Raw genomic sequence first — 24,179 nt, 5'->3', positions numbered from 1 at the left:
AGCATAGGAAAAGACAGGACAGGGGATTAGGCGATGAACGATCATGACGATAACCAAAACGCTGCCGCCCGGGGGCATCTGCCGATCGACTACCTGCTTCCGGAGCTTCGGACGGCGTTGGCGAACCGGCCATCGGCGGTGCTGGTGGCGGCGCCGGGCGCGGGCAAGACGACCCGCGTTCCGCTTGCGCTTCTCGATGCGCCATGGCTTGCCGGGCAGCGCATTCTCATGCTGGAGCCCCGTCGGCTGGCCGCCCGTTCGGCTGCCCGGTTCATGGCGGCATCGCTCGGGGAAGCGGTCGGCGGGACGGTCGGCTACCGCGTGCGAATGGACACGAAGGTCGGTCCGCGCACGCGGATCGAAGTCATTACCGAAGGCGTGCTGACGCGGATGCTGCAGCAGGATCCGTCGCTCGACGGCGTCGGGCTCGTCATCTTCGACGAGTTTCACGAACGGCATCTGCACGGCGATCTCGGGCTGGCGCTGTGCCTGCAGGCGCAGTCTTTATTCCGCGAGGAGCTGCGGCTGCTCGTGATGTCGGCGACGCTCGAAGCCGAGCCGGTCGCGCGCCTGCTGGGCGGCGCGCCGCTGCTCGTCAGCGAAGGCCGGGCGTTCCCGGTCGAGACGGTGTATGCGCCGAAGCCGACGGTTGGCCGAATGGAGGACGCCGTCGTTCGCTGCACGCTGGAGGCGATGCGCGCGCATGAAGGCGACGCGCTCGTGTTCCTGCCCGGCGCGGGCGAGATCCGCCGGGTGGAGCGATTGCTGCGCGCGGCGCAGTCCGGCGGCGCGAACGGTCGCGGACCGGGGCTGGAGGCGGGCGTTGCCGTGCTGCCGCTCTATGGCGCGCTGCCTCCGGAAGCGCAGGACAGGGCCGTCTCGGCCGTGGCGGGCAGCGAACGAAAAATCGTGCTTGCGACCTCGATCGCGGAATCGAGCGTTACCGTTCGAGGCGTGCGCATCGTCGTCGACTGCGGGTTAAGCCGCGTTCCGCGCTTCTCCCCGCGAACCGGCATGGCGCGGCTCGAGACGGTGCCCGTATCGGCGGCTTCGGCGGATCAACGCCGCGGCCGTGCCGGACGGGAGGCGCCGGGCGTATGCTATCGCCTATGGACGGAAGGCGAGCAGCGCCAGCTCAAGCCGCAGAGCGATCCGGAGCTGCTCGGCGCGGATTTGGCGCCGCTTGCGCTCGAGCTCGCGATCTGGGGCAACGCCGATCCCGGCGAGCTGGCGTGGCTGTCCCCGCCGCCCGCCGCGGCGTACGCGCAAGCCGTAGAGCTGCTGCGCGAGCTGCGCGCGCTGGATGCCGGCGGCAAGCCGACGGCGCACGGGCAGGCGATGGCGGAGCTCGGCATGCATCCGCGCCTCGCCCATATGGTGCTGGAGGCGAAGCCGCTTGGCCTAGGCGCGCTTGCCTGCGAGCTCGCGGTATTGCTAGGCGACCGCGATCTGCTGCGGAGCACGCGCAGCATCGATATCCGCCTGCGTCTCGACGCGCTGCATGGCCGCGGCGCCGGCGAAGCCGCCGATCCCGCGGCGGTCCAGCGGCTCGTCGCGGAGGCGCGCGAATGGATGCGCGCGGCGGGTATATCGCCGAGCCCGGACGGCAGAGCTTCCGGCGCCTCGTCTGCCGCTCCGCCGCAGCCGGATGCCGCCTGCGGCGTGCTGCTCGCGCTCGCGTACCCCGACCGCATCGCCCAGCGGCGCGGCGACGGCCGCTTCCTGCTCAGGGGCGGCCGGGGAGCCGCCGTGCAGGAGCTGCAGCCGCTGTCGGCGGCGCCGTATCTGGCGACGGCCGAGCTGGAAGACAGCGGCAGCGACAGCCGAATCCTGCTCGCGGCCCCGCTCGGGCTGGACGAGCTGCTCGCGTATTTTGCCGATCAGATCCAATCGGAGACGGAAGTGAAATGGGAGCGTCAGGCGGAAGCCGTGCGGGCGAAACGGAGGCTGCGGCTCGGGGCGCTCGTGCTGAAGGAATCGCAGCTTGCCGATGCGGATCCGGGACTCGTCGCCGAAGCGCTGCTCGGCGGAATCGCGGAGCAGGGCCTCGAGCTGCTGCCGTGGTCCAAGCAAGCGAGACAACTGCGGGACCGGATGAATCTCATGCATGCGCATAATCCGGAATGGCCGGATGTCTCCGACGAAGCGCTGATCGATTCGATCCGGGACTGGCTCGGTCCGTACGTCGGCGGCATGCGCAGCCGGAACGACCTGTCGCGCCTCTCCATGGCCGCGATCATGGAATCGCTGCTCACGTGGCAGGAACGCCAGCTGCTGGAGAAGGAGGTGCCGACGCATCTGACGGTACCGAGCGGCTCGCGCATTCCGCTCGACTACGGCGATCCGGCCGCGCCGGTGCTGGCCGTCCGCCTCCAGGAGCTGTTCGGCCTGCGGCAGACGCCGCGGATTGCGGGCGGCAAGCTGCCCGTGACCATCCACATGCTGTCGCCGGCGCATCGCCCGGTGCAGGTGACGCAGGATTTGGCCAGCTTCTGGGAACACGCGTATTTCGACGTCAAGAAAGATCTGAAGGGCCGGTATCCGAAGCACTATTGGCCGGACAATCCGCTCGAGGCGCCGGCAACGAACCGGGCCAAGCCGAGGCCGCAAGCGTAAGCGGCCTCGTCGCTTCGTTCGGCGTTCAGCCAGCGCTTTGGCGTAAGCCAGCGTTTCGGCGGTCATGCCGCAAACGCCTCGCCGTCCGCAGCACGGAAACAGCAAGCACGCATCCAGCCTGCCGTCAAGGCAGCCCGCGATCCTAAAGGAGAATTTCATATGTTGCCCATCGAGAAACTCGTTGCGATCTACCTCGTCATCCTCAATATCTACGCGTTCGCGCTGATGCGCATCGATAAGATCCGGGCCGTGAAGGACCGCAGGCACCGGATTCCGGAACGCAGGCTGCTGGGCGCCAGCGCCGCGGGAGGCGCGCTCGGCGCCTTCGCCGCCATGCGGTTGTTCCGGCATAAGACGAAGCACCCCGCGTTCGCCGCGGGCATTCCGATCATGCTGCTCGTCCATATCGCCGTCATTGTCTGGCTGGAAACCTTATAACGCTGCAACGAAAACGCCGCAGGGGAAGAACCATTCTTCGTCCGCGGCGTTTTTCGTCGCTTGAATCCGGTTTACACGGGCGGGACTCTGGGGTATACTCAATCCAATGAAGAACAAATGTTTATGCTATGTACATATGTACTAAAAAGGTGGCGATCGGATAAATCATGAGCGAAATCAACCTGGAACGCCGCCGGATTCTCGTCAAGATCTGCCAGCTCTATTACGAGGACGGCTTGAATCAGCAGGAGATCGCCAAACGGCTCGGCATATCGAGGCCGCATGTCAGCCGGATGCTGACGGCCGCGAAGAACGAGGGAATCGTGCGGATCACGATTCAGAATCCGTTCTCCGGCGAGCAGGAGCTGGAGAAGCGCTTCGCCGAAACCTTCGGCATCCAGGACGCGATCATCATCGATGCGTCCGCGGGCGATCCGGCGAAGCTGCGCGCGCAGCTTGGACGGACCGGCGCCGCGTTGCTCGAATCCGTGCTGATGGACGGGGATATCGTCGGCATCATGGCCGGCCGGACCGTGGCGAGCGCGGCGGAGGAGCTTGATTATTTCGCCCGCGAAGAACTGCGGTTCGTGCCGCTCATCGGCGGCTGGGGCTCGGAGGGCGGCAACTGGCATGCCAACTCCAACACGATGGCGTTCGCGAACAGGCTGAAGGCGAAATATTGGATGATGCATGCGCCCGCCACCGTTGCCAGCGTCGAGACGGGGCGGCTCCTGCGGCAGGAGCCGGAGATCGCCAAGGTGCTCCAGCTCGCCCGGCAAAGCCGCGTAGCCGTGATCAGCATCGGCGAAGTGGACGATCAGGCGACGATGGTGGAGTCGGGCAGCATGAATCCGGCTGACGTCGGCGATTTGGAGGCGCTTGGCGCGGCCGCGAATCTGTGCGCCTCGTTCATCGACGCCGAAGGCAGGGAGCTTGATTTTCCGGAACGGCAACGGTGGATCGGCTTGTCGGCCTCCGAGCTCCGGGCGATTCCGACGGTGATCGGCATGGCCGGCGGCGAACGCAAAGTGAAGGCGATAACGGCGGCGCTGCGCGGCAAATGGATCGACATCCTCGTCACCGACGCGGCGACGGCCAGAGCGGTCCTGGCGTTCCATCAAGGCGGAGGAACGAACTGAATTCACGCCGTGCCGACCGGACCTGGTAAGGCTGGATTGAATAGCTGCCCGTCTGCGCCATTAATGAAACATTCAGCCGTACAACCGTACAGCCGTACATTCTTACAGACAGACGTACAGTCGTCCGTACAACCGACAACAACAAGCCCAAGTTCATCACGCTAACCGTTACGAAGGAGGACGCATCCCATGTCAACAGAACCAATAGCAGCCGATAATGCGATTCCCGGCGCGACCCGCGTTCTCGCGCCGGAGAACGGGTATTACGGCAATTACGGAGGCACGTTCATCCCCGAGATTCTGGTTCCGGCGTTCGCGGAGCTCTCGGCGCAGTTCGAGGCGATCAAGCAGGACGCGTCGTTCTGGCAGGACTATACCGCGCTGCTGACGGATTATTCCGGCCGCCCGACGCCGCTCACGCACGCGGACAGGCTGACGGCGCATTTCGGCCGCGCGCGGATCTACGTCAAGCGCGAGGACCTGAACCATACCGGCGCGCACAAGCTGAACAACGCGCTCGGCCAAGCGATGCTCGCGAAGCGCATGGGCAAAACGCGGCTCATCGCCGAGACCGGCGCCGGCCAGCACGGCGTGGCGACCGCGACGGTCGCCGCCAAGCTCGGCATGTCCGCGACCATCTACATGGGGCGCGAGGACATGGAACGCCAATACGCCAACGTGTTCTGGATGAAGCGGCTGGGCGCGGAGGTCGTCGCCGTCGATTACGGCTCGCGGACGCTAAAGGACGCGATCAACGAGACGCTGCGCGACTGGGTGTCGAGCTTCGAGACGACGCATTATCTGCTTGGAACGGCATCCGGCGCGCATCCGTTTCCCGCGATCGTCTCCTTCTTCCAGTCCATCATCGGCATCGAGGCGAAGGAGCAGGTTCTGCGCACGGCGGGCCGTCTGCCGGACCGGGTCTATGCCTGCGTGGGCGGCGGATCGAATGCGCTCGGCGCGTTCCAAGCGTTTCACCCCCACGACGAGGTGCAGTTGGTCGGCGTCGAAGCGGGCGGGCAGGGCCGCGATTCGGGCAAGCATGCGTCGCGTCTCGTCTACGGCGAAGCGTCGCCGGGCATCGCGCAGGGCTACAAGACGATGTTTTTGCAGGATCGGGACGGGCAAATGAAAGATACGTACAGCATCGCCGCGGGGTTGGATTACGTGGGCGTATCGCCGATATTGGCGGATCTGGCCGAGCGCGGGCGCGTCCGTTTCGAGGCGGCGACCGACGCGGAGGTCGTCGAGGCCTTGCAGCTCGTCATGCGAACAGAGGGGCTGATTCCCGCGTTGGAATCGACGCACGCGTTCGCCGGGTTGTTCAAGCATATCGAGGAAACGTCGGCGTCGGAGATCGTCATCGTCAACATGTCCGGGCGGGGCGACAAAGATATATTCAATGTAGCGGAGGGGTTGCGGGATGAAGAATGGAACGGCTTTATCGAGCGGAAGCATCAGCAGTACAACGGGTGAGCTTGCCGAACGCATCGCGCGGACCGCGGCTGCGGGGAAACCGATCCAGTTGATGACGCATCAAATTCTCGGGTATCCGGACTTCGACGCCAACTACGAGATGATTCGCCTGTTCCACGAGAACGGCGTGGAGATCGTGGAGCTCCAGCTGCCGTTCTCCGAACCGATCGCGGACGGGCCGGTGTTTCTGAAGGCGAACCAAGCTTCGCTCGAGAACGGAACGACCACGGAACAGTGCCTGCGGTTTGCCCGCAAGGTGGTGGCGGATTTTCCCGGCATCGCCTTCGTCTTCATGACCTATTACAATATCGTCGTTCGGCAAGGCATTCAAGCGTTCGTCCGGACCTGCGCCGACATCGGCATCCGCGGACTGATCGTGCCCGACGCGTATCCGGAGGAGAGCGACGATTTCCTCCAAGCCTGCCGCGAGCATGGCGTCGAGCCGATCCTGATCGTCACGCCGTACACGTCCGATGAGCGCCTCGCGTATCTGTCCCGCCAAACGGGCGGCTTTCTCTACTGCGCGGCGCGCAAGGGCGTCACCGGGTCGAAGACGACCTTCGGCGAAGAGACGGACGCGTTCCTGGCCCGCGTCCGCGCCGTCGCGCGGACGCCGGTCGCCGTCGGTTTCGGCATCCAGCATGCGGAAGACGTCGCTTTCCTTCGGGGAAAAAGCGATATCGCGATCATCGGCACCCGATTGCTCACGCTGCTTGAAGAGGAAGGGCTTCCCGGCGTCGAACGGTTTCTGAAATCGCTGTCCGGAGCTGCCTCTTAGACGGCTCGGCACCGATTGACAGCGGTTTACGGCGTATGCTATATTGTGAACTCATGCTCCTAGCGAGCGCATATCCGCATACCAAATACGATCAGACCAAGCCGCATGCGAATGCGGCTTTCGCCGCCTTCATTCGCAATTCGGGGGCAGCGCGGGCCGCGGACGACGCGCGAGGCTTGCTGTCGCAGAGGGAGGTAACTGACATGACCGTTCAAAGTGCCTTTCAAGAAGAGGCGAAGCGCATCGACGAGGTGCTGCGCAGCATTCGCAAGCAGCTGCGCGAGATCGGACCGCGGTACACCGGGAACGATTTTACGGAGCAAATGCTCGAGCTTCAGCGCGAGCAGCGGGAACAGCGGCTGACCGTCGCCGAGCGCGAGCCGTATTTCGGCCGCATCGATTTTCAAGAAGAAGCGCATCCCGCGCCGAAGCCGCTTTATATCGGCAAAGCGGGGGTTGCCCACGAGAAGTCGAACGAAGTGCTGGTCGTCGATTGGCGCGCGCCCGTCGCGAGCTTGTTCTATGCCTTCAGCGGCGGGGAAGCCCCGGTCGCCTACGAATCGCCGGACGGCGACGTGGAAGGGACCGTGCATCTGAAGCGCAACCTGATGGTGCGCGAAGGGAAGCTCGAGCGCGTCGTCGACAGCTACGTCCGGGGGCAGGAGGACGAGAGCGTCACGGACGAATTCCTGCTCTACCGGCTCGGCGAGAGCAAGGACAACAAGCTGCGCGACATCGTCTCGACGATCCAGCAGGAGCAGGACCGCATCATTCGGACGGACAAGAACAAAGCCGTCTTTATCCAAGGGGTGGCGGGAAGCGGCAAGACGACCGTCGCGCTTCACCGCCTCGCTTATTTGCTGTATCGGTACGCCGGCAGCATACGCGCGGACCGCATGGTCATCTTCGCGCCGAACCGCATGTTCCTCGATTATATCTCCGGCGTGCTGCCGGAGCTCGGCGTCGGCGATATCCAGCAGACGACGTTCGCGGACTGGGCGCTCGAGCAGCTGCGGCAGGAGGTTCGGCTCGACGAGGCGTACGACCCGATGGCGTATTGGTTCGAGCAGCCGCGGACGCGCGAAGAGCTGTTGGCGTCGACCGGGCGCATCAAGGGCAGCCTTGATTTCAAATCGGTCATCGACGCGAAGCTGGCGCACACGGAAGCCTCGCTCATACCCGGCGAGCCGTTCGAGCCGATGGCCGGCTGGCGGGTAACCCCCGCCATGATTGCGGAATGGCTCGCGACCGATGACATCGGCGAGCCGTACATGAAGCGCCGCGCCCGCCTTGTCAGCCGTTTGAAGCGCTGGCTGGAATCGGAATGGAAAGCGCGCCGCTTGACGGACGCCAAGCTGAAGTCGAAGCTGAACGCGAAGCTGACCGCCTATGCGAAGAAAATCCCTTCGCCGACGGCGGCGCAGCTGTACGGCGCGCTGCTTGGCGAATCCGCCGCCCAATCGCTGCTGCCGGCCAAGAGCTGCGCCGCGACGGCCAAGCTGCTCAAGGGAAAGCTCGTTTGGCCGGAGGACTTGGCTCCGCTCGTCTACATCCAAGTGCGCTTGAACGGCTTCGACGGCTCGCCTTACGATCATATCGTCATCGACGAGGCGCAGGATTACTCGCCGTTCCAGCTGGAAGCCCTGAAGCAGTGCCAGCGCCAGCCGTCGATGACGGTGCTGGGCGATTTGCAGCAGGGGATTCACGGATATGCCGGCATTCACGGCTGGGCCGAATTGACGGCGCTGTTCCCGCAGGCGGACACCGGCTACTTCGAGCTGGACCGCAGCTACCGGTCGACGATGGAGATCATCGATTTCGCCAACCGCGTGCTCGGCGGCATGGGCGACGGCGTGAAGCCGGCCGTGCCGGTCTTCCGGAGCGGCGAGGCCGTGGACGTCGTGGCGCTGGAATCCGACGAGCAACGCCTGGTCGAAGTCGAGCGGACCGTGAGAGATTGGCAGCAATTCGGCGATTACCGCACGGTCGCCGTACTGGGACGCAATATTCGCTCCTGCGAAGCCATCGCGGAGCGGTTGAACGGTGCCGGGATTCAAGCTTCCCTCGTCCAGAGCAAGCAGGAAGCCTATGGCGGCGGTCTTACCGTCGTGCCCGCTTACCTGGCCAAGGGGCTGGAGTTCGACGCCGTGCTCGTGGCCGATGCCGACGGCGAGCGCTTCGGCGCCAACGACGCCAAGCTGCTGTACGTCGCGTGCACCCGGGCGCTGCATAAGCTGAAGCTCCTCTACTGCGGCGAGCTGACCTCGCTGGTCGCGGAACCGGCGGCCGTCGTCTAGCGAATGCCGTTAGAAGTTTGCCCATCGAATCGTTCCGTCCGTCCGCCTCGCGCAGGCGGACTTTTTAGCGTCCGCGACAACAAGAACATGCGCCGCGGGGAATTTCTCTTTTTCGAACGAGGCACTCCCGTTATGATTTGAATTGTCGGCATGCGGCGAAGAAGACGAAGGGCGATGCCGTCAGCGTAAGGCTGCGCCGGCGCGGCGGTTCCTTCGCGACATCGGCGGAACGAAAGCAACGAATACGACCAAATGCCCCGATAACGGTCACGACAGCCGGCGCCGAATTATGCTATGCTAATGACTCGAGTGCCGCTCGGCACTTCTTACGCTAGAAGATCATCTCGGCAAAAGGAGCCATTTTACCGCATGGACTTTATCGTGGAATATTTATCGTTCTTCGTCATTCAAGGAGAAGGCGGCGACAACAACGCGGCCAAGACGTTCAGCCATTATCAGACGATGGACCGTTACGATTACGCGGACAGCGAGCTGAAGTCGTTCCTGGACGGCGAGTTCTCCCGGATCGTGAAACGCAAGGCGGAGCGCCATCCGAACTCGGAGGCGGCGCCGACCAAGATCGGCCGGTTCATCGTGGAGCCCGGCTACGAGCTTGACAGCAATCCCAATTACAACACGTTCCAGCGTCTGCGCACGGCCGAGAACGCCGCCGAATTTCACGGCTTCGCGGACGAGCTGGTCCGGCTCTACATGGACGCGGCAGCCGTGCGCGGCGGCGCCTTCATCGTCGTGCACGCCACGCCGAACCGGCATACGGACCAGCCGATCCTGTTCGTGCTGAAATGCGATTTCGAACCGAAGATCGCCCGCATCACCGACGAGCGCAACCTGATCTCGCACGTGGAGATGGCGATCAGCGCGCGCAACATGAAGTCGATTCAATACCCGCACATGCCGGAGGAAGGCATGCTGGAATATTGGGAACTGAAGATTCACCAGGCTTCGCATGCCCGGTATTTCGAGGACTTCCTGCGCTTCATCAGCTATGAGAAGGCGATGCCCGAGCTGATGAGCGAGCAGGTGCTGACGATGGTGCACGAGTACATGGAAGATAAATGGCAGGGCCAAGACGGCGAGGACCGCCAGCAGGAAGCGCAGCGGTTCGAGGTCTGGGCGGCCAGCGAGAAGCGCGAGCTGCAGGAGTCTTGGCCGCAGGAGCGCGTGATCGCGGCGGCCGAACAGCTCGTGGAGCAGCAGCCGAATCTGAGCGTGGCGTTCAAGCTGGGCGACGTCTCGGTGAAAGGGCCATTGTCGGAGTTCGGGCAGTCGATCCATTTCGCGACGTATAACGGGCGCTACGTTGCGCTCATTGAAGGCGACTTCTTTCAATTCGACCGCAGCATGTCCCCGGTGGAGCTGCTACAGCCGCCGGATTTGCTGGAGGTGCTCGAAGTCGTGGGGCGCGGCAAGGAGAAGGAGCAGCCGAAGGATAACCTGCCCTATTAACGTACATCCGGACGGCGAAGGGAAGTGGGGAAGCTGGCAGGCGACGAACGTGGAAGCAGCAATCATACCCGCAATGATCATGCCGGAAGCGAGAAGAACGGCGACGACGGTGAAGGAAGCGAACGACCGGGCAACTATCGCGGCGGAAAGAATATCGTACAGCGCAGTCGGCCCAGCGGCAGTCGAACCGGACTACGGTTCGGCTACTTTCTTGCCGCAGCGGCGTCCGTCGTTCTCGGCCTGTGCTCCAGGCGCTTCGCCGCTTCGCTGCCGGAATGGGTGGCGGACCAGGCGGGCGACGCCTTGTGGGCGGCGATGATTTATTATGGCTGCCGGCTGCTCCGGCCCGGACGACTGCCGTCGTTCGCGGCAATCGCCGCCGTCCTGTTCTGCTTCGCCGTCGAATGCAGCCAGCTCTATCAGGCGGATTGGATCAATGCTATCAGGCGGACGGCGCTGGGCGGCTTGGTGCTGGGGCAGGGCTTCCTGGCCGTCGACTTGCTGCGTTATGCCGCGGGTATCGGCATGGCCTTGCTGTTGGATGGGTTAATCTTCGCGCGAAGGAGCGGGAATAGTCAGGGACGAAGCGATGACGCTGATCTCGTCCGTCGTGCGGATCCTCTGAAGGGCACCGGGCGAGCTTCGCGACATGACGGCGAAGATCGACAAGGCGCCGGACGGCCATGACGGATTCGACCGGGCGGGGTGCCGAAGGGGTATCGCGCGTTCGGGCGGGAGCCGCTTGACTTCTCCCATGCGATTGACTATTATTTACAATAACTTGCATAAGCTGAATAGCGACGAAGAGAAAGAGTACCTTGGCCATGTCTTTCGCCAGAGAGCCCCGGCAGCTGGAAAGGGGCAAAGACGAGTCTTGGGAACATGGTCTCCGAGCTGCGCGCCGAACCCGTTCGCGGGCGTAGGCTGCGCCGTGCCCCGCACCCGTTATCGTGCTAGGGTATACACGCCGCCGGCGTCGTACCCGAAGAGGTGAGCGCCGCAAGGCGTTCATGAAAATTGGGTGGTACCGCGCGAGCACAGCTCTCGTCCCTTTGGGATGAGGGCTTTTTTGTCATTTGGCGACGAACGGGCCGCGGCGACCGGTCCACGGTCGGGCAACGAACAATTCGAAGGGTGGAGATCGGCATGGCGAATGTATTTATCGGCGGGGCATGGCCCTACGCCAACGGTTCGTTGCACATGGGACGCTTGGCAAGCGTACTGCCGGGAGACGTGCTGGCCCGTTACTTTCGGCTGAAGGGCGACCGGGTGCTGTACGTCTCGGGCAGCGACTGCCACGGCACGCCCGTGGCGGTCCAAGCGATGCAGGAGGGCATCGAGCCCGGCGATATCGCGAGCCGGTATCACGAGGAGTTCGCGGCGTGCTTCGCGCAATTGGGCTTCACGTACGACCTGTACACGCGCACCGACCAGCCCTTCCACCACCGCGTCGTTCAGGAATTATTCTTGGCATTGTTGACGAACGGCCATCTGTACCAGAAAACGACGCTGCAAACGTATTGCGAGACGGATCGGCGGTTTCTGCCCGATCGCTACGTGGAGGGGACCTGCCCGGTGTGCGGGAATCGCGCGCGCGGCGACCAATGCGACTACTGTTCGACCCTGCTGGAACCGTCCGATCTGATCGACAGCGTCTGCAAGCTGTGCGGCAATCCGCCGGTGGAGCGGGAGACGGAGCATTTCTACCTGGCGCTCTCGCGGTTTCAAGACGCGCTCGCCGGCTACGCCGGGCAAGCCGAAGGCTGGAAGGACAACGCGAAGCAGCTGACGAAGCGCTATCTGGACGAAGGCCTGCAGGACCGCGCGGCGACCCGGGACCTGACATGGGGCGTCGACGTACCGGTCGAAGGCTTCGAGGGCAAGAAAATCTACGTCTGGATCGAGGCCGTCAGCTCTGTCGGCGAGCAAGCAGTGGGGCGAGCTGACAGGGGGCGACTGGTCGTCCTTCTGGATCGACGGGCAGGAAGCGATTACGGCTTATTACGTGCACGGGAAGGATAACATTCCGTTCCATACGCTGATCTGGCCGGCCCTGCTGATGGGCGCGGGTGGACTGCATCTGCCGGACCGGATCGTCTCGAGCGAATACATGACGCTGGAAGGGAAGAAATTCTCGACGAGCAATAACTGGGCGGTTTGGGTGCCGGATATCCTGAGCCGCTATCAGCCGGATTCGATCCGCTATTTTCTGATCGCGAACGGCCCGGAGAAGCGGGATACGGATTTCTCGTGGCGGGAATTCATCCTGAGCCATAACGGCGAGCTGCTCGGGGCCTTCGGCAACTTCGTCAACCGGACGCTTGCCTTCATCGAGAAGTCGTTCGACGGACGCGTTCCCGCGGGAAGCCTGGATTCCGAATGGACGAACGCGATCGAATCGCTGTACGCGGACGCCGGGGCGCTGATCGAAGAGGGCCGGCTCAAGGAAGCGTTGGAGCTGATCTTCGAGCTCGTCCGCCGGGCCAACAAGTTCTATGACGAGCGCAAGCCGTGGCTGCAGATCAAGACGAGCGTCGCGGATTGCGGGGCTACGCTCCACGCCTGCACGCAGATCATCGTCAATCTTTCCCGCCTGCTTCAGCCGTTCATCCCCTTTGCCTGCGCGAAAATCACCGCCTTTCTCGCGCTCGAAGAACCGGCCTGGAAGTCGGCCGGCGTGCCGGAAGGCAGGCGGATTCAAGGACTCGAGCTCTTGTTCCAGCGCATCGATCCGAGCCGCATCGACGAAGAAACCAAGCGACTGGAGGAGCAAACGAAACGGCGACCCTGAACCGGGCGTTCGTTCGCGGCTGTTCATATTCCGTTCACGCAACGATTCTATAGTGGATTCATCAGGACCGCGGGAAATCGAAGCGGACCGACTAGACTAGGCGGAGATGATGAAGGTGACGACATTGCTGGTCGTAGACGACGATCCCCATATACGCGAGCTGCTGCGCCTGTTTCTGGCGCGCGAAGGCTTTGATATCGTCGAGGCGGAGGACGGCGGGGACGCGCTGCGCGTGCTGGAGCAGACGCAGGTGCAGCTGGTCGTCCTCGACGTGATGATGCCGAACATGGACGGCTGGGAGCTGTGCAGGGAGCTCCGCCGCGACAAGGAGCTGCCGGTGCTCATGCTCACGGCCAAAGGGGAAACGAGCCAGAAAATCAAAGGCTTCGACCTCGGCGCGGACGATTATCTCGTAAAACCGTTCGAACCGCTCGAGCTCGTGGCCCGGGTCAAGGCGCTGCTGAAGCGATACCGGATCGCGACGTCCCGGAGCGTCCAGGCCGGAAAGGTGCAATTGAACCGCGAGACGCATGCGGTGACCTTGGAGGAAGAGACCCTGTCGCTGCCGCTCAAGGAGTTCGAGCTGCTCTTCAAGCTGGCCAGCTATCCCGGCAAAACGTTTTCGCGCGAGCAGTTGATCGAACAGCTCTGGGGCTTCGATTACGAAGGAGACGAGCGCACGGTCGACGTGCACATCAAGCGGCTGCGCGAGAAATTTCCCGAGGAGCGGAGCCGTTTCCGCATCCAAACGATCCGCGGGCTCGGTTACCGGCTGGAGGTGTGACGGATGGCCAAGCCCAAACGCGTACCAAAGCCGAAGCCGCCGATGTGGCTGCAGGTCGTAAAGGTGATCGCAGGCATTTTGCTCATGAATGTTTTGACGTATACCTGCTTCTTCATTTCCTATACGGTGATCGGCTTCGTGAAAGAAAAGCACGGCCAGGCTGCGATCACGGAACGGTTGGTCCAGGACGGACGGCTGATCACCGACGCGCTCGGGTCGAAGCCCGCGGCCGATTGGCCGGTCATGCTGCAGGCGATCGCGAAGGAACGGCGGTATACGGTCGTGTTGGCCGATGCCGCCGGCAAGCTGACCTATTCGACCGCGAACGGGGACGGCAATCGGAACAACATCGAGCAGGAGGACGTCCAGCAGGTCATAGCCGGGGTCGAAGTGAAGGAGATTGACCGGAGATACCCTTTCTCCGAGGGGACCGCGGTGGCGGGCGTGCCGGCCGTAATCGACGGACAGCCTACCGGTCTGTTCCTTGCGCAGAAGGCGCCGAGCCTGTATCACGATTTCTGGCAGCAGGTGCTGACCGTTTTCTTCGGCTTCCTGCTGATGTTCATCCTCATGATGCTCATCGGCCGGCCGTGGAGGGAGCAGGGCGGCGTCTACGTCTACATCTCGGCCATTCGCCGGATGTCGAAGGGGGATTTCACCGTCTCGATCGATAAGGCGGAGAAGATGCGCGGGCATTTCGGAGAGCTCGCCGCCAGCATCAACGACATGGCGGCCGAGCTGAACCAGATGGAGCAGATGCGGCAGGCGTTCATCTCCAACGTATCGCACGAGATCCAATCCCCGCTGACGTCGATTCGAGGATTCGCGCGGGCCCTTCAGCAGGATGGGCTCGATGAGCAGCAGCGACAGCACTATGCCGGGATCATCGAAGCCGAGAGCATCCGCATGTCCAGGCTGAGCGATAACTTAATGAAGCTGACGACGCTCGAAGCGGACGAGCAGCAGCTGCATCCCAAGCCGTTCCGGCTGGATCAGCAGCTTCGCGCGATGATTCTGGCCTGCGAGCCGATCTGGACGGAGAAAAACATTTTGATGGACGTCAATTTGGATGAACGCGTCATCTTGACCGGCGACGAGGAGCTGCTGTCTCAAGTCTGGATGAACGTGCTGACCAACAGCTTGAAGTACACGTCCGAAGGCGGCACCGTGTCCGTCGAGGTGAAGCGCAGCGCAGAAGGAGCCGTCGTCGTCATCTCCGATAACGGCATCGGCATCGACAAGGAAGACCTGCCGCATATCTTCGAACGGTTCTTCAAGGCGGACAAATCCCGGACGCGCAGGCATAACGGCAGCGGGAGCGGGCTTGGATTGTCCATCGTCAAGGTCATCGTCGACATGCATGGCGGCCAGGTGAAGGCAAGGAGCAAGCCCGGCGTCGGGACGACGATTACGATCTCGCTCCCGAATCTGCCGGATAAGCAAGCCTAGCTTTCCGGAATTAACGCTCTTCGAATCGCACGCGCCGAATTCGGCGATCCGCAGACAAGTCGCTGCCGCGATTTTGCCATTCGCATCAGGCAACGCGTTTCCGGCAAGCCCTCTTTCTCGATTCCTAACGCTCATGCTCTTCAGCACACTACGGCAAAGCCCGTCCCTGACGGCGTCCGGCGCAAACCTGCGTCCGAGGCGCCGGCAGGCGGGCTTTAGCCGTTTTTTAATGTTTGTTCGCTTGCGGGCGGCTCGGCGGAACACTACAATAAATGGAAATCATTAATAATCCGTTCAATGCAATGCATGTAAACGATAAGCAATCATTATGAATGAAGACGGTTTGCCGCAAGATGCATGCCGGCGTGCGAGCGGGGGAAGCTACCAACAATGAACTTGTACGGGTTGATCGTGTTTCATCACGTGGCCGTGACCGGCAGCGTCACGAAAGCCGCGGAGGCGCTCGGAATCAGTCAGCCGGCCGTGACGGCGCATGTGCGCAACATGGCGGGCGAGTTGGGCATTGCGCTGCTCGCCCCGAAGGGAAGAGGGATATTCCTGACCGAAGCGGGGCAGCGATTGGCCGCGAATGCCGCCCGCTTATTTGCCCTTCAGCAGGAAATCGCGCGCGACATGACCGATTATCTGTCGGGGGCGGCCGGGGAACTCCGCCTAGCCGCGACGTCGCTGCCTGCCGGTTTCTACTTGCCGGAACGGCTGGCCGCCTATCGGGCGGCTTATCCGGACGTCGCCATCTCGCTGAAGACCTTCCATGCGGACGCTGCGCTGAACGCGCTGCTTCGTTACGAAGCGGACGCCGCCGTCATCGAAGGCGTGATTCTGGACGATCCCGGCGTGTCCCGGACTTTGCTGCTGGAGGACGAGTATTGGTTCGTCGCGGCGCCTGCGCATCCGCTGGCCGGTCGGCGGTTCTCGCTTAAGAAGCTCGCAAACGAGCCGTTCGTCATGCGGGAGGAAGGAAGCGAGGCCAGGAACCAGCTGCTCTCGCTTTGCAGGATCCGCGCCATGTCGCCGCCTAAGGTCGCGCTGCAAGTCAGCGGCGCCCACGAATCGCTGCTTGCCGCGGCTTCCGGTCTCGGCTTGGCTTTCGTCTCGTCCCTGGAAGCCCGGGCGCCGGTTGCGCGAGGCGAACTCGCGCGCCTGCACGTGGAAGGAACCGACCTGCGCAATCCCATCCTGCTGTACACGCGGGCGGACGAAGCGCCGGTCCCGGCGGCCTTGCATTTCGTCGACCTGCTGACCGGCCGGTCCGAGCCGCCGCCGCAACGAATTGGCGGAGAATCGTGAGGAAACCTTCATTGGCATATTGCGGCCGACTGTGCTATAACAATAAGACCGGAAACGGTTGACGCTCCGCGCGGGCGGAATTGAGGCGTGTGTTCAAGGCCGGCAAGCGTGGCGCGCCCATGGGGAATCAACTTTAATTTGCTTCCGCCGGGCATTCGTAATGTACCGAGGAAAGCCGCCGGCGTATATGCCGGGCCGGTTAAATTAAGCAATCCCGCCAGCAATAATCGCGCTCCCGCGCCCGAACCGTTACATGAAGCCCTCCTTGGCGGAACAACCTATGGAGCGTCACTCATTCTAACGAAGAGGCAGGGATTGCATTCAACCATGGCGAAAGTACTCTACATTACCGCGCATCCGCATGATCACGCCAAGTCATACAGCATGGCAGTCGGACAAGCGTTCATCGATGCTTACCGCGCGTCTCATCCGCAGGATGAGATCAAGCATCTGGATTTGTACGAGATGGACATTCCGCATATCGACGCCGATGTCTTCAGCGGCTGGGGCAAGCTTCAGACCGGCGGACAGTTCTCGGATCTGTCGGCCGGGGAGCAGTCGAAGGTGGGCCGTCTGGGCGCGATCGCCGACGAATTCGTCGGCGGCGACAAATACGTGTTCGTGAACCCGATGTGGAACTTCTCGTATCCGCCGATCATGAAGGCGTACATCGACTCCATCTGCGTCGCGGGCAAAACGTTCAAATACACGTCGAACGGCCCTGTCGGGCTGCTGCCGGGCAAATCGGCGATTCATATTCAAGCAAGCGGCGGTATATATTCAGAAGGTCCGGCCACGGGCATGAACTTCAGCCATAATCATTTGGCGAGCATCATGCAGTTCTTCGGCATTACCGACTTCAAGCATGTTTTCTGCGAAGGCATGGCCGCCATGTCGGACAAAGCGGAAGAAATCAAAGCCAAAGCGATCGAAGAAGCCAAACAGGCCGCGATAACGTTCGGGCACGACAAAGTAAACGCGTAATCATAAGCGGTGCACAGGCTCCCCTTCGGTCCCCTCGGTCTTCATGCACGATGGTTGAAGGGGAGTCGTATGTATACATAGCGATTTTCGCGCTGGCGACATTAGGAAAGGGTGGTTTAGGGTGAGCGAGAGAGAACCGGAGTGGCTTGTCGAGCAGCAGCGCGTCGACGAGGTCGTCGAGCAGGTCGAACGGCGTATCGAGGCGCTTGAGCTGGAAACGTCCGATGCGCATTCGGAAATGGTCGACATCCGCAAAAACTTTTGGGACGACGTGACCGTCAATTTCGAAGATTCGGCCGAGATGGCCGAGACGTTCGCGAGCCTCAAGCAGCAGGCGGAAATCCTGTCGGAGCGGGAACGCACGCACCGCCATGCCGCTCGGCAGCTGCGCACGCTGCGCAAGCTGAGATCCTCGCCGTATTTCGGACGCATCGATTTTCTGGAGAACGGCGAAACGGCGGCGGACCAGGTCTATCTCGGCATCGCGTCGCTGCGGGACAAAGCGGACGAGAATTACCTGATCTACGATTGGCGGGCGCCGATCGCCAGCCTGTATTACGACTATCCGCCGGGTCCGGCCGAGCTGCAAACGCCGTCGGGCCGCATCGAAGGCGAGCTGCGGCTCAAACGGCAGTTCGTGATCCGGGAAGGCGAGATCGTCAGCCTGTTCGATACCGGCGTCACTATCGGCGACAAGCTGCTGCAGGAAGTGCTGGGCAGGCATTCCGACGCTCAGATGCGCAGCATCGTCGGCACGATCCAACGGGAACAGAACCGCATCATCCGCAATGAACGGAGCCGCCTGCTGCTCGTGCAAGGCGCGGCGGGCAGCGGCAAGACGTCCGCGGCGCTGCAGCGCGTGGCTTATTTGCTGTACCGCTTCAGAGGCACGCTGAGCGCCGATCAAATCGTGTTGTTCTCGCCGAATCCGATGTTCAACAGCTACGTCTCCACGGTGCTCCCGGAGCTGGGCGAAGAGAACATGCAGCAGACGACGTTCCAGGATTATCTGGCCGCGCGCCTGGGGCATTCCTTCAAGCTGGAGAATCCGTACGCCCAGCTGGAATACGCGCTCAGAGCCGAGCTGGAGCCCGGCTACGAATCCCGGATGTCGGGTATCCGGTATAAAGCGACGATGGGCTTCGTGCGGCTGATCGACGGCTATCTCGGGGTACTGGGCGGCGAAGGAATCGTCTTTCGGGACGTGCGATTCCGCGAAGAGGTTCTCGTCGCCGGCGAGGCGATCGGCGCGTATTTCTACGGGCTGGACCGCACGATCGCGGTGCCTAACCGGATGCGCTTGACGGCGGAGTGGCTGCTCGGGCAGTTGAAGGAGCGCCAGAAAGCCGCGCTCAAGGAAGACTGGGTGGACGCGGCTGTCGACCTATTGGACAAAGAAACGTATCTGAAAGCGTACCAGACGATAAGGCGCCAGAACCGGAAGTTCAAGGACGAATCCTTCGACGATTATGACCGCGAGCGCGAGCTGCTGGGCCAATATGTCGTGATGGAGGCGGTGAAGCCGGTTCGCGCGCGGATCAAGCGGCTGACCTTCGTCGACGTGCGCTCGACGTTTCTCAAGCTGTTCCTGGATTCGGACATGGCCGCGCGCGCGGCGTCCCAAGCGGGCATCGAGCTTCCGGAGCATTGGGAGGCGATCTGCAAGGATACGATCGACCGGCTGCTCGTCAAGAGAATGGCGTACGAGGACGCGACGCCTTTCCTGTACGTCGTGGAGCGGCTTCGGGGCTTCCAGACCAATACGTCCGTGCGGCATGTGCTGATCGACGAGGCGCAGGATTACACCGCGTTCCAATTCGCGTACTTGCAGCGGTTGTTCCCGTTCAGCCGCATCACGGCGCTCGGAGACCTCAATCAATCGATTCAGGCGCATGCGGACACGGGCGAGAGCACGGGCTTTACGGCGCTTGCTTCGCTCTACGCGGCCGAGGAGACGGAGACGATCGTCCTGAAGCAGAGCTATCGCTCCACGCGGCCGATCGTGGAGTTTACGAGCATGCTGATTCCCGGCGGCAGCGAGATCGAGCCCTTCAACCGGGACGGCGACAAGCCGACGTTGACCGTCGCCGCGGACGCGGACGCGCTGGAGGGCATGATCGGCGAAAGGCTGAGACAGCTGGCGTCGCAGGGGAACCGCACGATCGCGGTCATTTGCAAAACCGCTTCTCAAAGCAGGGCGGTCTACGAAGCGTTGCGGGACGGCGTGCCGCTGCGGCTCGTGGAATCCGAGACGTCCACGTTCGAACCGGGCGTCGTCGTCATTCCGTCGTATTTGGCCAAGGGCGTCGAATTCGATGCCGTGCTCGTCTACGACGCTTCCGGCTCGCCCTCGGGCTACGGCAAGGAAACCGACCGCCGATTGTTTTACACGGTCTGCACGCGCGCCATGCACGAGCTGCACTTGTTCGCGCTCGGCAGCGCGGGCCCGTTCCTGAAAGGGCCGGTCGAGGCGTACTTCGAACAGGCGCAGCAAGCGGCGGACATGCAGACGAACTCCTAGACGAACGAACTTATGCATCCCTATAAGAAGAAAGAGGTCATTCGAAGTGGAATACTTGAAAGTAACGACGCAAGACTTGCTGGAACAAGCCATCGAAGTGCGCTTTACGGTGTTCGTGGATGAGCAGAAGGTGCCGGTCGAGGAAGAGCGGGACGCTTACGACGACACGCCGGCATCCTGCCATCATTTCGTGGTCAAGGACGGCGAGAAGGCGATTGCCGCCGGCAGATGGAAGGAATACGAGCCCGGAACCGCGAAGCTGCAGCGGATCGCCGTGCTGCTGCCTTACCGGGGAACCGGCGTGGGCAGAAAGCTGCTCGAGGTCATGGAAGCCGACGCCAAAGCGGCGGGCTACTCGGCGGCCGTGCTGGGCGCGCAGGTAACGGCGGAAGGCTTCTATCATAAGCTGGGCTACGAGACGGAGCCGGGCGGCGTATTCCTCGATGCCGGCATTCCGCATGTCAATATGCGCAAGCGCCTATAACGGCAGGCAGGATGCGGTTACATGGTTACAGTTACGGACGGCGCGTTGCCGCTCCATTTAATAAGTTCAGGGGTCCGCTCGCGCAGCGGGCCTTTTTTCGGTTCGTTTCCGGCATATTTTGATGCATTCTTGTATGGAACGCCGCGATTCTCTCGATTAGAGTGAGACATGTACCTCATATCATCGTTTAAGCGAGAGGAGAAGTTAATCATGAGAACGCTTTCGAGGATTGCGGCGATCTGCCTGCTGGCCGGCAGCATCGGTTATGGCGCAGCGCCGCTATCCAATGCCGATCCTTCCGAGACGGCAAGCTCGCCTGCGGTCGTCCGACAGGCGGCCGCGGACGATTCGCCGGTCAGCTACGAGGCCGAGGCGGAAGGCAACGCGCTGACCGGCAATGCTTCCGCGGCGGACTGCGCCGCCTGTTCGGGGGGCAAGAAAATCGGCGGCCTGTACCAAGGCAGCAGCCTGCGGTTCGCGGACGTATCCGTTCCGGATGCCGGCCAGTACGACGTGACGTTCGCCTACCTGTCCGGGGACCCCCGGGGAGCCGATATTCGCGTGAACGACGGCGCGCCGGTGCATTACGAATTCGATAAAACCGCCGACTGGGACACGCTCGGCGCCAAAACCATCCGCATGACGCTGGCGCAGGGCGGCAACGCCATCGAGATCTCCGACGGGGGCGGATATGCGCCCGATATCGACAAGATCGCCATTGCGCCCGCCTCCGACGGGTACGAGGCCGAAGCGCCGGGGAACGTCCTGACCGGCAATGCGAAGGTCGGCGATTGCGGCGGCTGCTCGGGCGGGCAGAAGGTCGGCGATCTCTATCAGGGCGCGACGCTGCAATTCAACCATGTCGCGGCGCCGGCAGCCGGCGATTACAAGCTGACCGTCGATTACATCTCCGGCGATCCGCGCAGCGCCGACATCTCGGTCAACGGAGGCGCGGCCCGGCATGTCGATTTCGATAAAACGGCGGATTGGGACACGGTCGGCAGCATGACGATAACGGTCGCGCTGAGCAAAGGCGAGAACGCGATCCTGTTCTCGGACGGCGGGCAATATTCGCCGGACATCGACCGAATCGCGATCGCGCCGCTGGCGTCCGGCTACGAAGCCGAATCGCCCGCCAACGCGCTGAGCGGCAACGCGAAGATCGCGGAATGCGGCGGCTGCTCGGGCGGGCAGAAGGTCGGCAATCTCTATCAAGGCGCTTCGCTGCAATTCAACGGCATCCAGGCTCCGGCCGCGGGAAGCTATACGGTGACGGTCCATTATATCTCCGGCGATCCGCGCGCGGCGGATGTCAGCGTGAACGGCGCGCCGCCGCAGAACATCCTGTTCCCGGCCACGGCGGACTGGAACACGACGGGGACGTATTCGTTCGCCGCCCCGCTGAACGCAGGCGGCAATTCGATTCTGTTCTCCGACGGCGGCGGTTACTCGCCGGACTTCGACAAGCTCGTCGTCACGGTCGACGACGGCCATGCGATCCAGCCGTGCGAGCGGGCGCAAGCGACCCCTGCGGAGCCGGGGACATCCGTATTGAGCAAGACGATCCAGTCCGTCTCGGTGAAGCAATTTGCCGACGCCGTGGTCGTCGATAACGGACAGTACAAGGTCACGTTCGATCTCAAGTCCGGCATGGCATCCTATGCCTGGAACGGCAAGACGGTCGCAACCGGCGTTTACAGCAAATTCGGCGACCAGGCCAGCAGCTGCTACGGCGCGCACGGCTTCGCGATGAACGACGTCAAGCCGATCAAGGACGGGTTCGGCAAAGGAATCTCGCTCAAGATCGTCAACAAGCAGGACGGCCAGCCTGACCTGACGCAGACGTACAGCTTCTACGCCGATTCGCCGTTCTTCCTCACCAGCACGGAAGCTACCGCCGCCGCGCCGGTCAGCGCGAATTATTTCGCGCCGCTGGTCACGAACACGAACGGGGGCGTGGACGTCGGGGTCGTCGCGGACGGCCGGGTATTGTCCGTGCCGTACGACAACGACATGTGGATCCGCCACCAGGCGGTGCCGATCAATGCCGCCGACACGAGCTACGAAGTATCGGCGGTCTATGACAATGCGACCCGCAGCGGGCTGATCGTCGGCTCCGTGACGCACGATACGTGGAAGACCGGCATCCGTTTCGCGGGCGGCGCCAACAAGCTGAACGCGCTCGAGGTCTACGGCGGCGCTTCTTCCGCCAAGACGCATGATTCGCAGCCGCACGGCACGGTCACCGGGTCGCGGCTTCAGTCTCCGACGGTATTCGTCGGGTTCTACGACGATTACCGCGCGGGCATGGAGGCGTACGGCCGGGCGAACGCCGTGATCGCGCCGCCGCTTGAATTCGGCAAGCGCGTGCCGGACGGCGTGCCGGTGGGCTGGAACAGCTGGGGCGCCTACGAGAGCAGGCTGACGTTCCAGGACGTCATCGACACCTCGAATTTCATCAAAGCAAGCCTGCAAAAGCAAGGCTTCAACAACGACGGCACGACTTACGTGAACATGGATTCGTATTGGGACAATTTGTCCGACGCGCAGCTTGCGGACGCGGTCGCGACGATCAAGCGCAACGGGCAGAAGGCGGGCATCTACTGGGGACCGTTCGTCTATTGGGGCGATAATATGGACCAGCCGGTAGAAGGCTCCGCGACGTATAAGTACGGGGACATTCTCTTGCGGGACGAGAACGGCAAGCTGCTGCCGAAGCTCGATGGGGCATATGCCGTCGACCCGACGCATCCGGGCGCCAAGCAGCGGATGGATTATTACCTCAAGAAATTCAAGAAGCTCGGGTTCGAATACATCAAGCTGGACTTCTTGACGCATGGCGCGCTGGAAGGGCGTCACTTCGATCCGAAGGTTCAAACGGGCACGCAGGCGTACAATCAAGGCATGGGGTATGTCGACAAGCTGGTCGCGGACCAGATGTTCATCAGCGAGTCGATCGCGCCGCTGTTCCCGAGCCAATACGCGCATAGCCGCCGGATCGCGACCGATACGTTCGGCAGCATCTCCGATACGGAATTCGAGCTTAACGCGCTGACCTACGGCTGGTGGCAGAACGGGACGATCTATTCGTACACGGACCCCGACCACATGGCGCTGAGCCGAGCGGGTTCGCTGACGGAAGCGCGATCGAGGGTCAATTCCGCGGTCATCTCGGGCACCGTGTTCCTGAACTCCGACGACATGCACGATCAGCGCGCGCAGGAATACATGAAGACGCTGCTGACGAACAAGACCGTGCTCGCGCTTGCCAAGAAGGGCGAAGCGTTCCGGCCGCTCGAAGGCAATACGGGCGCGAAAGCGGCGGAAACGTTCGTCCTGAAGGACAAGGACGCGTATTACCTGGCCGTGTTCAACTACGATAAGTCGCCGGCCGCCAAGACGATCGATCTCGCGAGAGCCGGTCTGAAGGCAGGCGCGGCCTACAAGGTAACCGACCTGTGGACGAATGCCGTTTCGAGCGTTGCCGGCCAGCTGGCGGTCCAGCTCGAGGGCACGGAGTCGAAGCTGTTCCGCCTGGAGCCGGACAAGAAAAACGGGCATTAACCCCGCGCCCGGCTGCCGTTAGACATCGCCGGTCCGGGACAAGAACCGGAAGCATGTAAATTGTACGCTGCATGGAATCGCAT

General features: G+C 62.5%; 15 protein-coding genes and 1 pseudogene. All 16 read left to right on the top strand.

Annotation, left to right across the window (positions count from 1 at the left end; all coding sequences use genetic code 11):
* Positions 1–33 precede the first annotated feature (33 nt).
* The 16 genes and pseudogenes from hrpB (at position 34) to GT019_RS00565 (ending at position 24,096) form a co-directional block, all read left to right on the top strand.
* Positions 34–2,616: an ATP-dependent helicase HrpB gene (hrpB, locus tag GT019_RS00640; RefSeq protein ID WP_161740176.1), complete on the top strand. Its 2,583-nt coding sequence runs from the start codon at positions 34–36 to the stop codon at positions 2,614–2,616.
* A gap of 159 nt (positions 2,617–2,775) precedes the next feature.
* Positions 2,776–3,054, top strand: a complete 279-nt coding sequence (locus GT019_RS00635; protein ID WP_161740174.1) for a DUF1294 domain-containing protein — start codon at positions 2,776–2,778, stop codon at positions 3,052–3,054.
* A 167-nt stretch (positions 3,055–3,221) separates the two neighbouring features.
* Entirely contained in the window at positions 3,222–4,193 is a 972-nt protein-coding gene (locus tag GT019_RS00630; protein ID WP_161740172.1) for a sugar-binding transcriptional regulator, read from the top strand.
* A 189-nt stretch (positions 4,194–4,382) separates the two neighbouring features.
* Positions 4,383–5,669, top strand: coding sequence for a tryptophan synthase subunit beta (gene trpB, locus GT019_RS00625; protein ID WP_161740170.1), 1,287 nt, complete (start codon positions 4,383–4,385; stop codon positions 5,667–5,669).
* Positions 5,617–6,447: a tryptophan synthase subunit alpha gene (gene trpA / locus GT019_RS00620; protein ID WP_161740168.1), complete on the top strand. Its 831-nt coding sequence runs from the start codon at positions 5,617–5,619 to the stop codon at positions 6,445–6,447. The genes trpB and trpA overlap by 53 nt, the downstream gene beginning before the upstream one ends.
* Positions 6,448–6,650: 203 nt before the next feature.
* The gene (locus GT019_RS00615; protein WP_161740166.1) at positions 6,651–8,744 is read left to right on the top strand and encodes a HelD family protein; all 2,094 of its coding nucleotides are present in this window, start codon (positions 6,651–6,653) and stop codon (positions 8,742–8,744) included.
* 369 nt (positions 8,745–9,113) lie between these two features.
* Entirely contained in the window at positions 9,114–10,211 is a 1,098-nt protein-coding gene (locus GT019_RS00610) for a DUF3900 domain-containing protein (protein ID WP_161740164.1), read from the top strand.
* A 24-nt stretch (positions 10,212–10,235) separates the two neighbouring features.
* A complete protein-coding gene (locus tag GT019_RS00605; RefSeq protein ID WP_328803885.1) occupies positions 10,236–10,898 on the top strand; it encodes a ribosomal maturation YjgA family protein in 663 nt (220 codons plus the stop codon).
* 459 nt (positions 10,899–11,357) lie between these two features.
* Positions 11,358–13,002 (top strand): annotated as a pseudogene (gene metG, locus GT019_RS00600) (methionine--tRNA ligase).
* A gap of 115 nt (positions 13,003–13,117) precedes the next feature.
* Complete coding sequence (locus GT019_RS00595) at positions 13,118–13,786, top strand: response regulator transcription factor (protein WP_161740162.1); 669 nt, start codon at positions 13,118–13,120, stop codon at positions 13,784–13,786.
* A gap of 3 nt (positions 13,787–13,789) precedes the next feature.
* A complete protein-coding gene (locus GT019_RS00590) occupies positions 13,790–15,235 on the top strand; it encodes a sensor histidine kinase (protein WP_161740160.1) in 1,446 nt (481 codons plus the stop codon).
* A 390-nt stretch (positions 15,236–15,625) separates the two neighbouring features.
* A complete protein-coding gene (locus GT019_RS00585; protein WP_161740158.1) occupies positions 15,626–16,543 on the top strand; it encodes a LysR family transcriptional regulator in 918 nt (305 codons plus the stop codon).
* Between the two features lie 327 nt (positions 16,544–16,870).
* Entirely contained in the window at positions 16,871–17,527 is a 657-nt protein-coding gene (locus GT019_RS00580; RefSeq protein WP_161740156.1) for an FMN-dependent NADH-azoreductase, read from the top strand.
* A 121-nt stretch (positions 17,528–17,648) separates the two neighbouring features.
* On the top strand, positions 17,649–20,048 hold the full coding sequence (gene helD / locus GT019_RS00575) for an RNA polymerase recycling motor HelD (RefSeq protein ID WP_161740154.1): 2,400 nt from the start codon (positions 17,649–17,651) through the stop codon (positions 20,046–20,048).
* A 46-nt stretch (positions 20,049–20,094) separates the two neighbouring features.
* Complete coding sequence (locus GT019_RS00570; RefSeq protein WP_161740152.1) at positions 20,095–20,532, top strand: GNAT family N-acetyltransferase; 438 nt, start codon at positions 20,095–20,097, stop codon at positions 20,530–20,532.
* 210 nt (positions 20,533–20,742) lie between these two features.
* Positions 20,743–24,096 carry a carbohydrate-binding protein gene (locus GT019_RS00565; RefSeq protein ID WP_161740149.1) on the top strand — a complete coding sequence of 1,118 codons (3,354 nt, stop codon included), beginning with the start codon at positions 20,743–20,745 and terminating at the stop codon, positions 24,094–24,096.
* Positions 24,097–24,179 lie beyond the last annotated feature (83 nt).

The sequence above is a fragment of the Paenibacillus glycinis genome (genome assembly GCF_009909185.1).
In the GTDB taxonomy this organism is placed as follows: Bacteria; Bacillota; Bacilli; order Paenibacillales; family Paenibacillaceae; genus Paenibacillus_Z; species Paenibacillus_Z glycinis.
The sequence above is the reverse complement of the archived record's forward strand: the minus strand, read 5'-3'. Positions and strand labels throughout refer to the sequence as shown.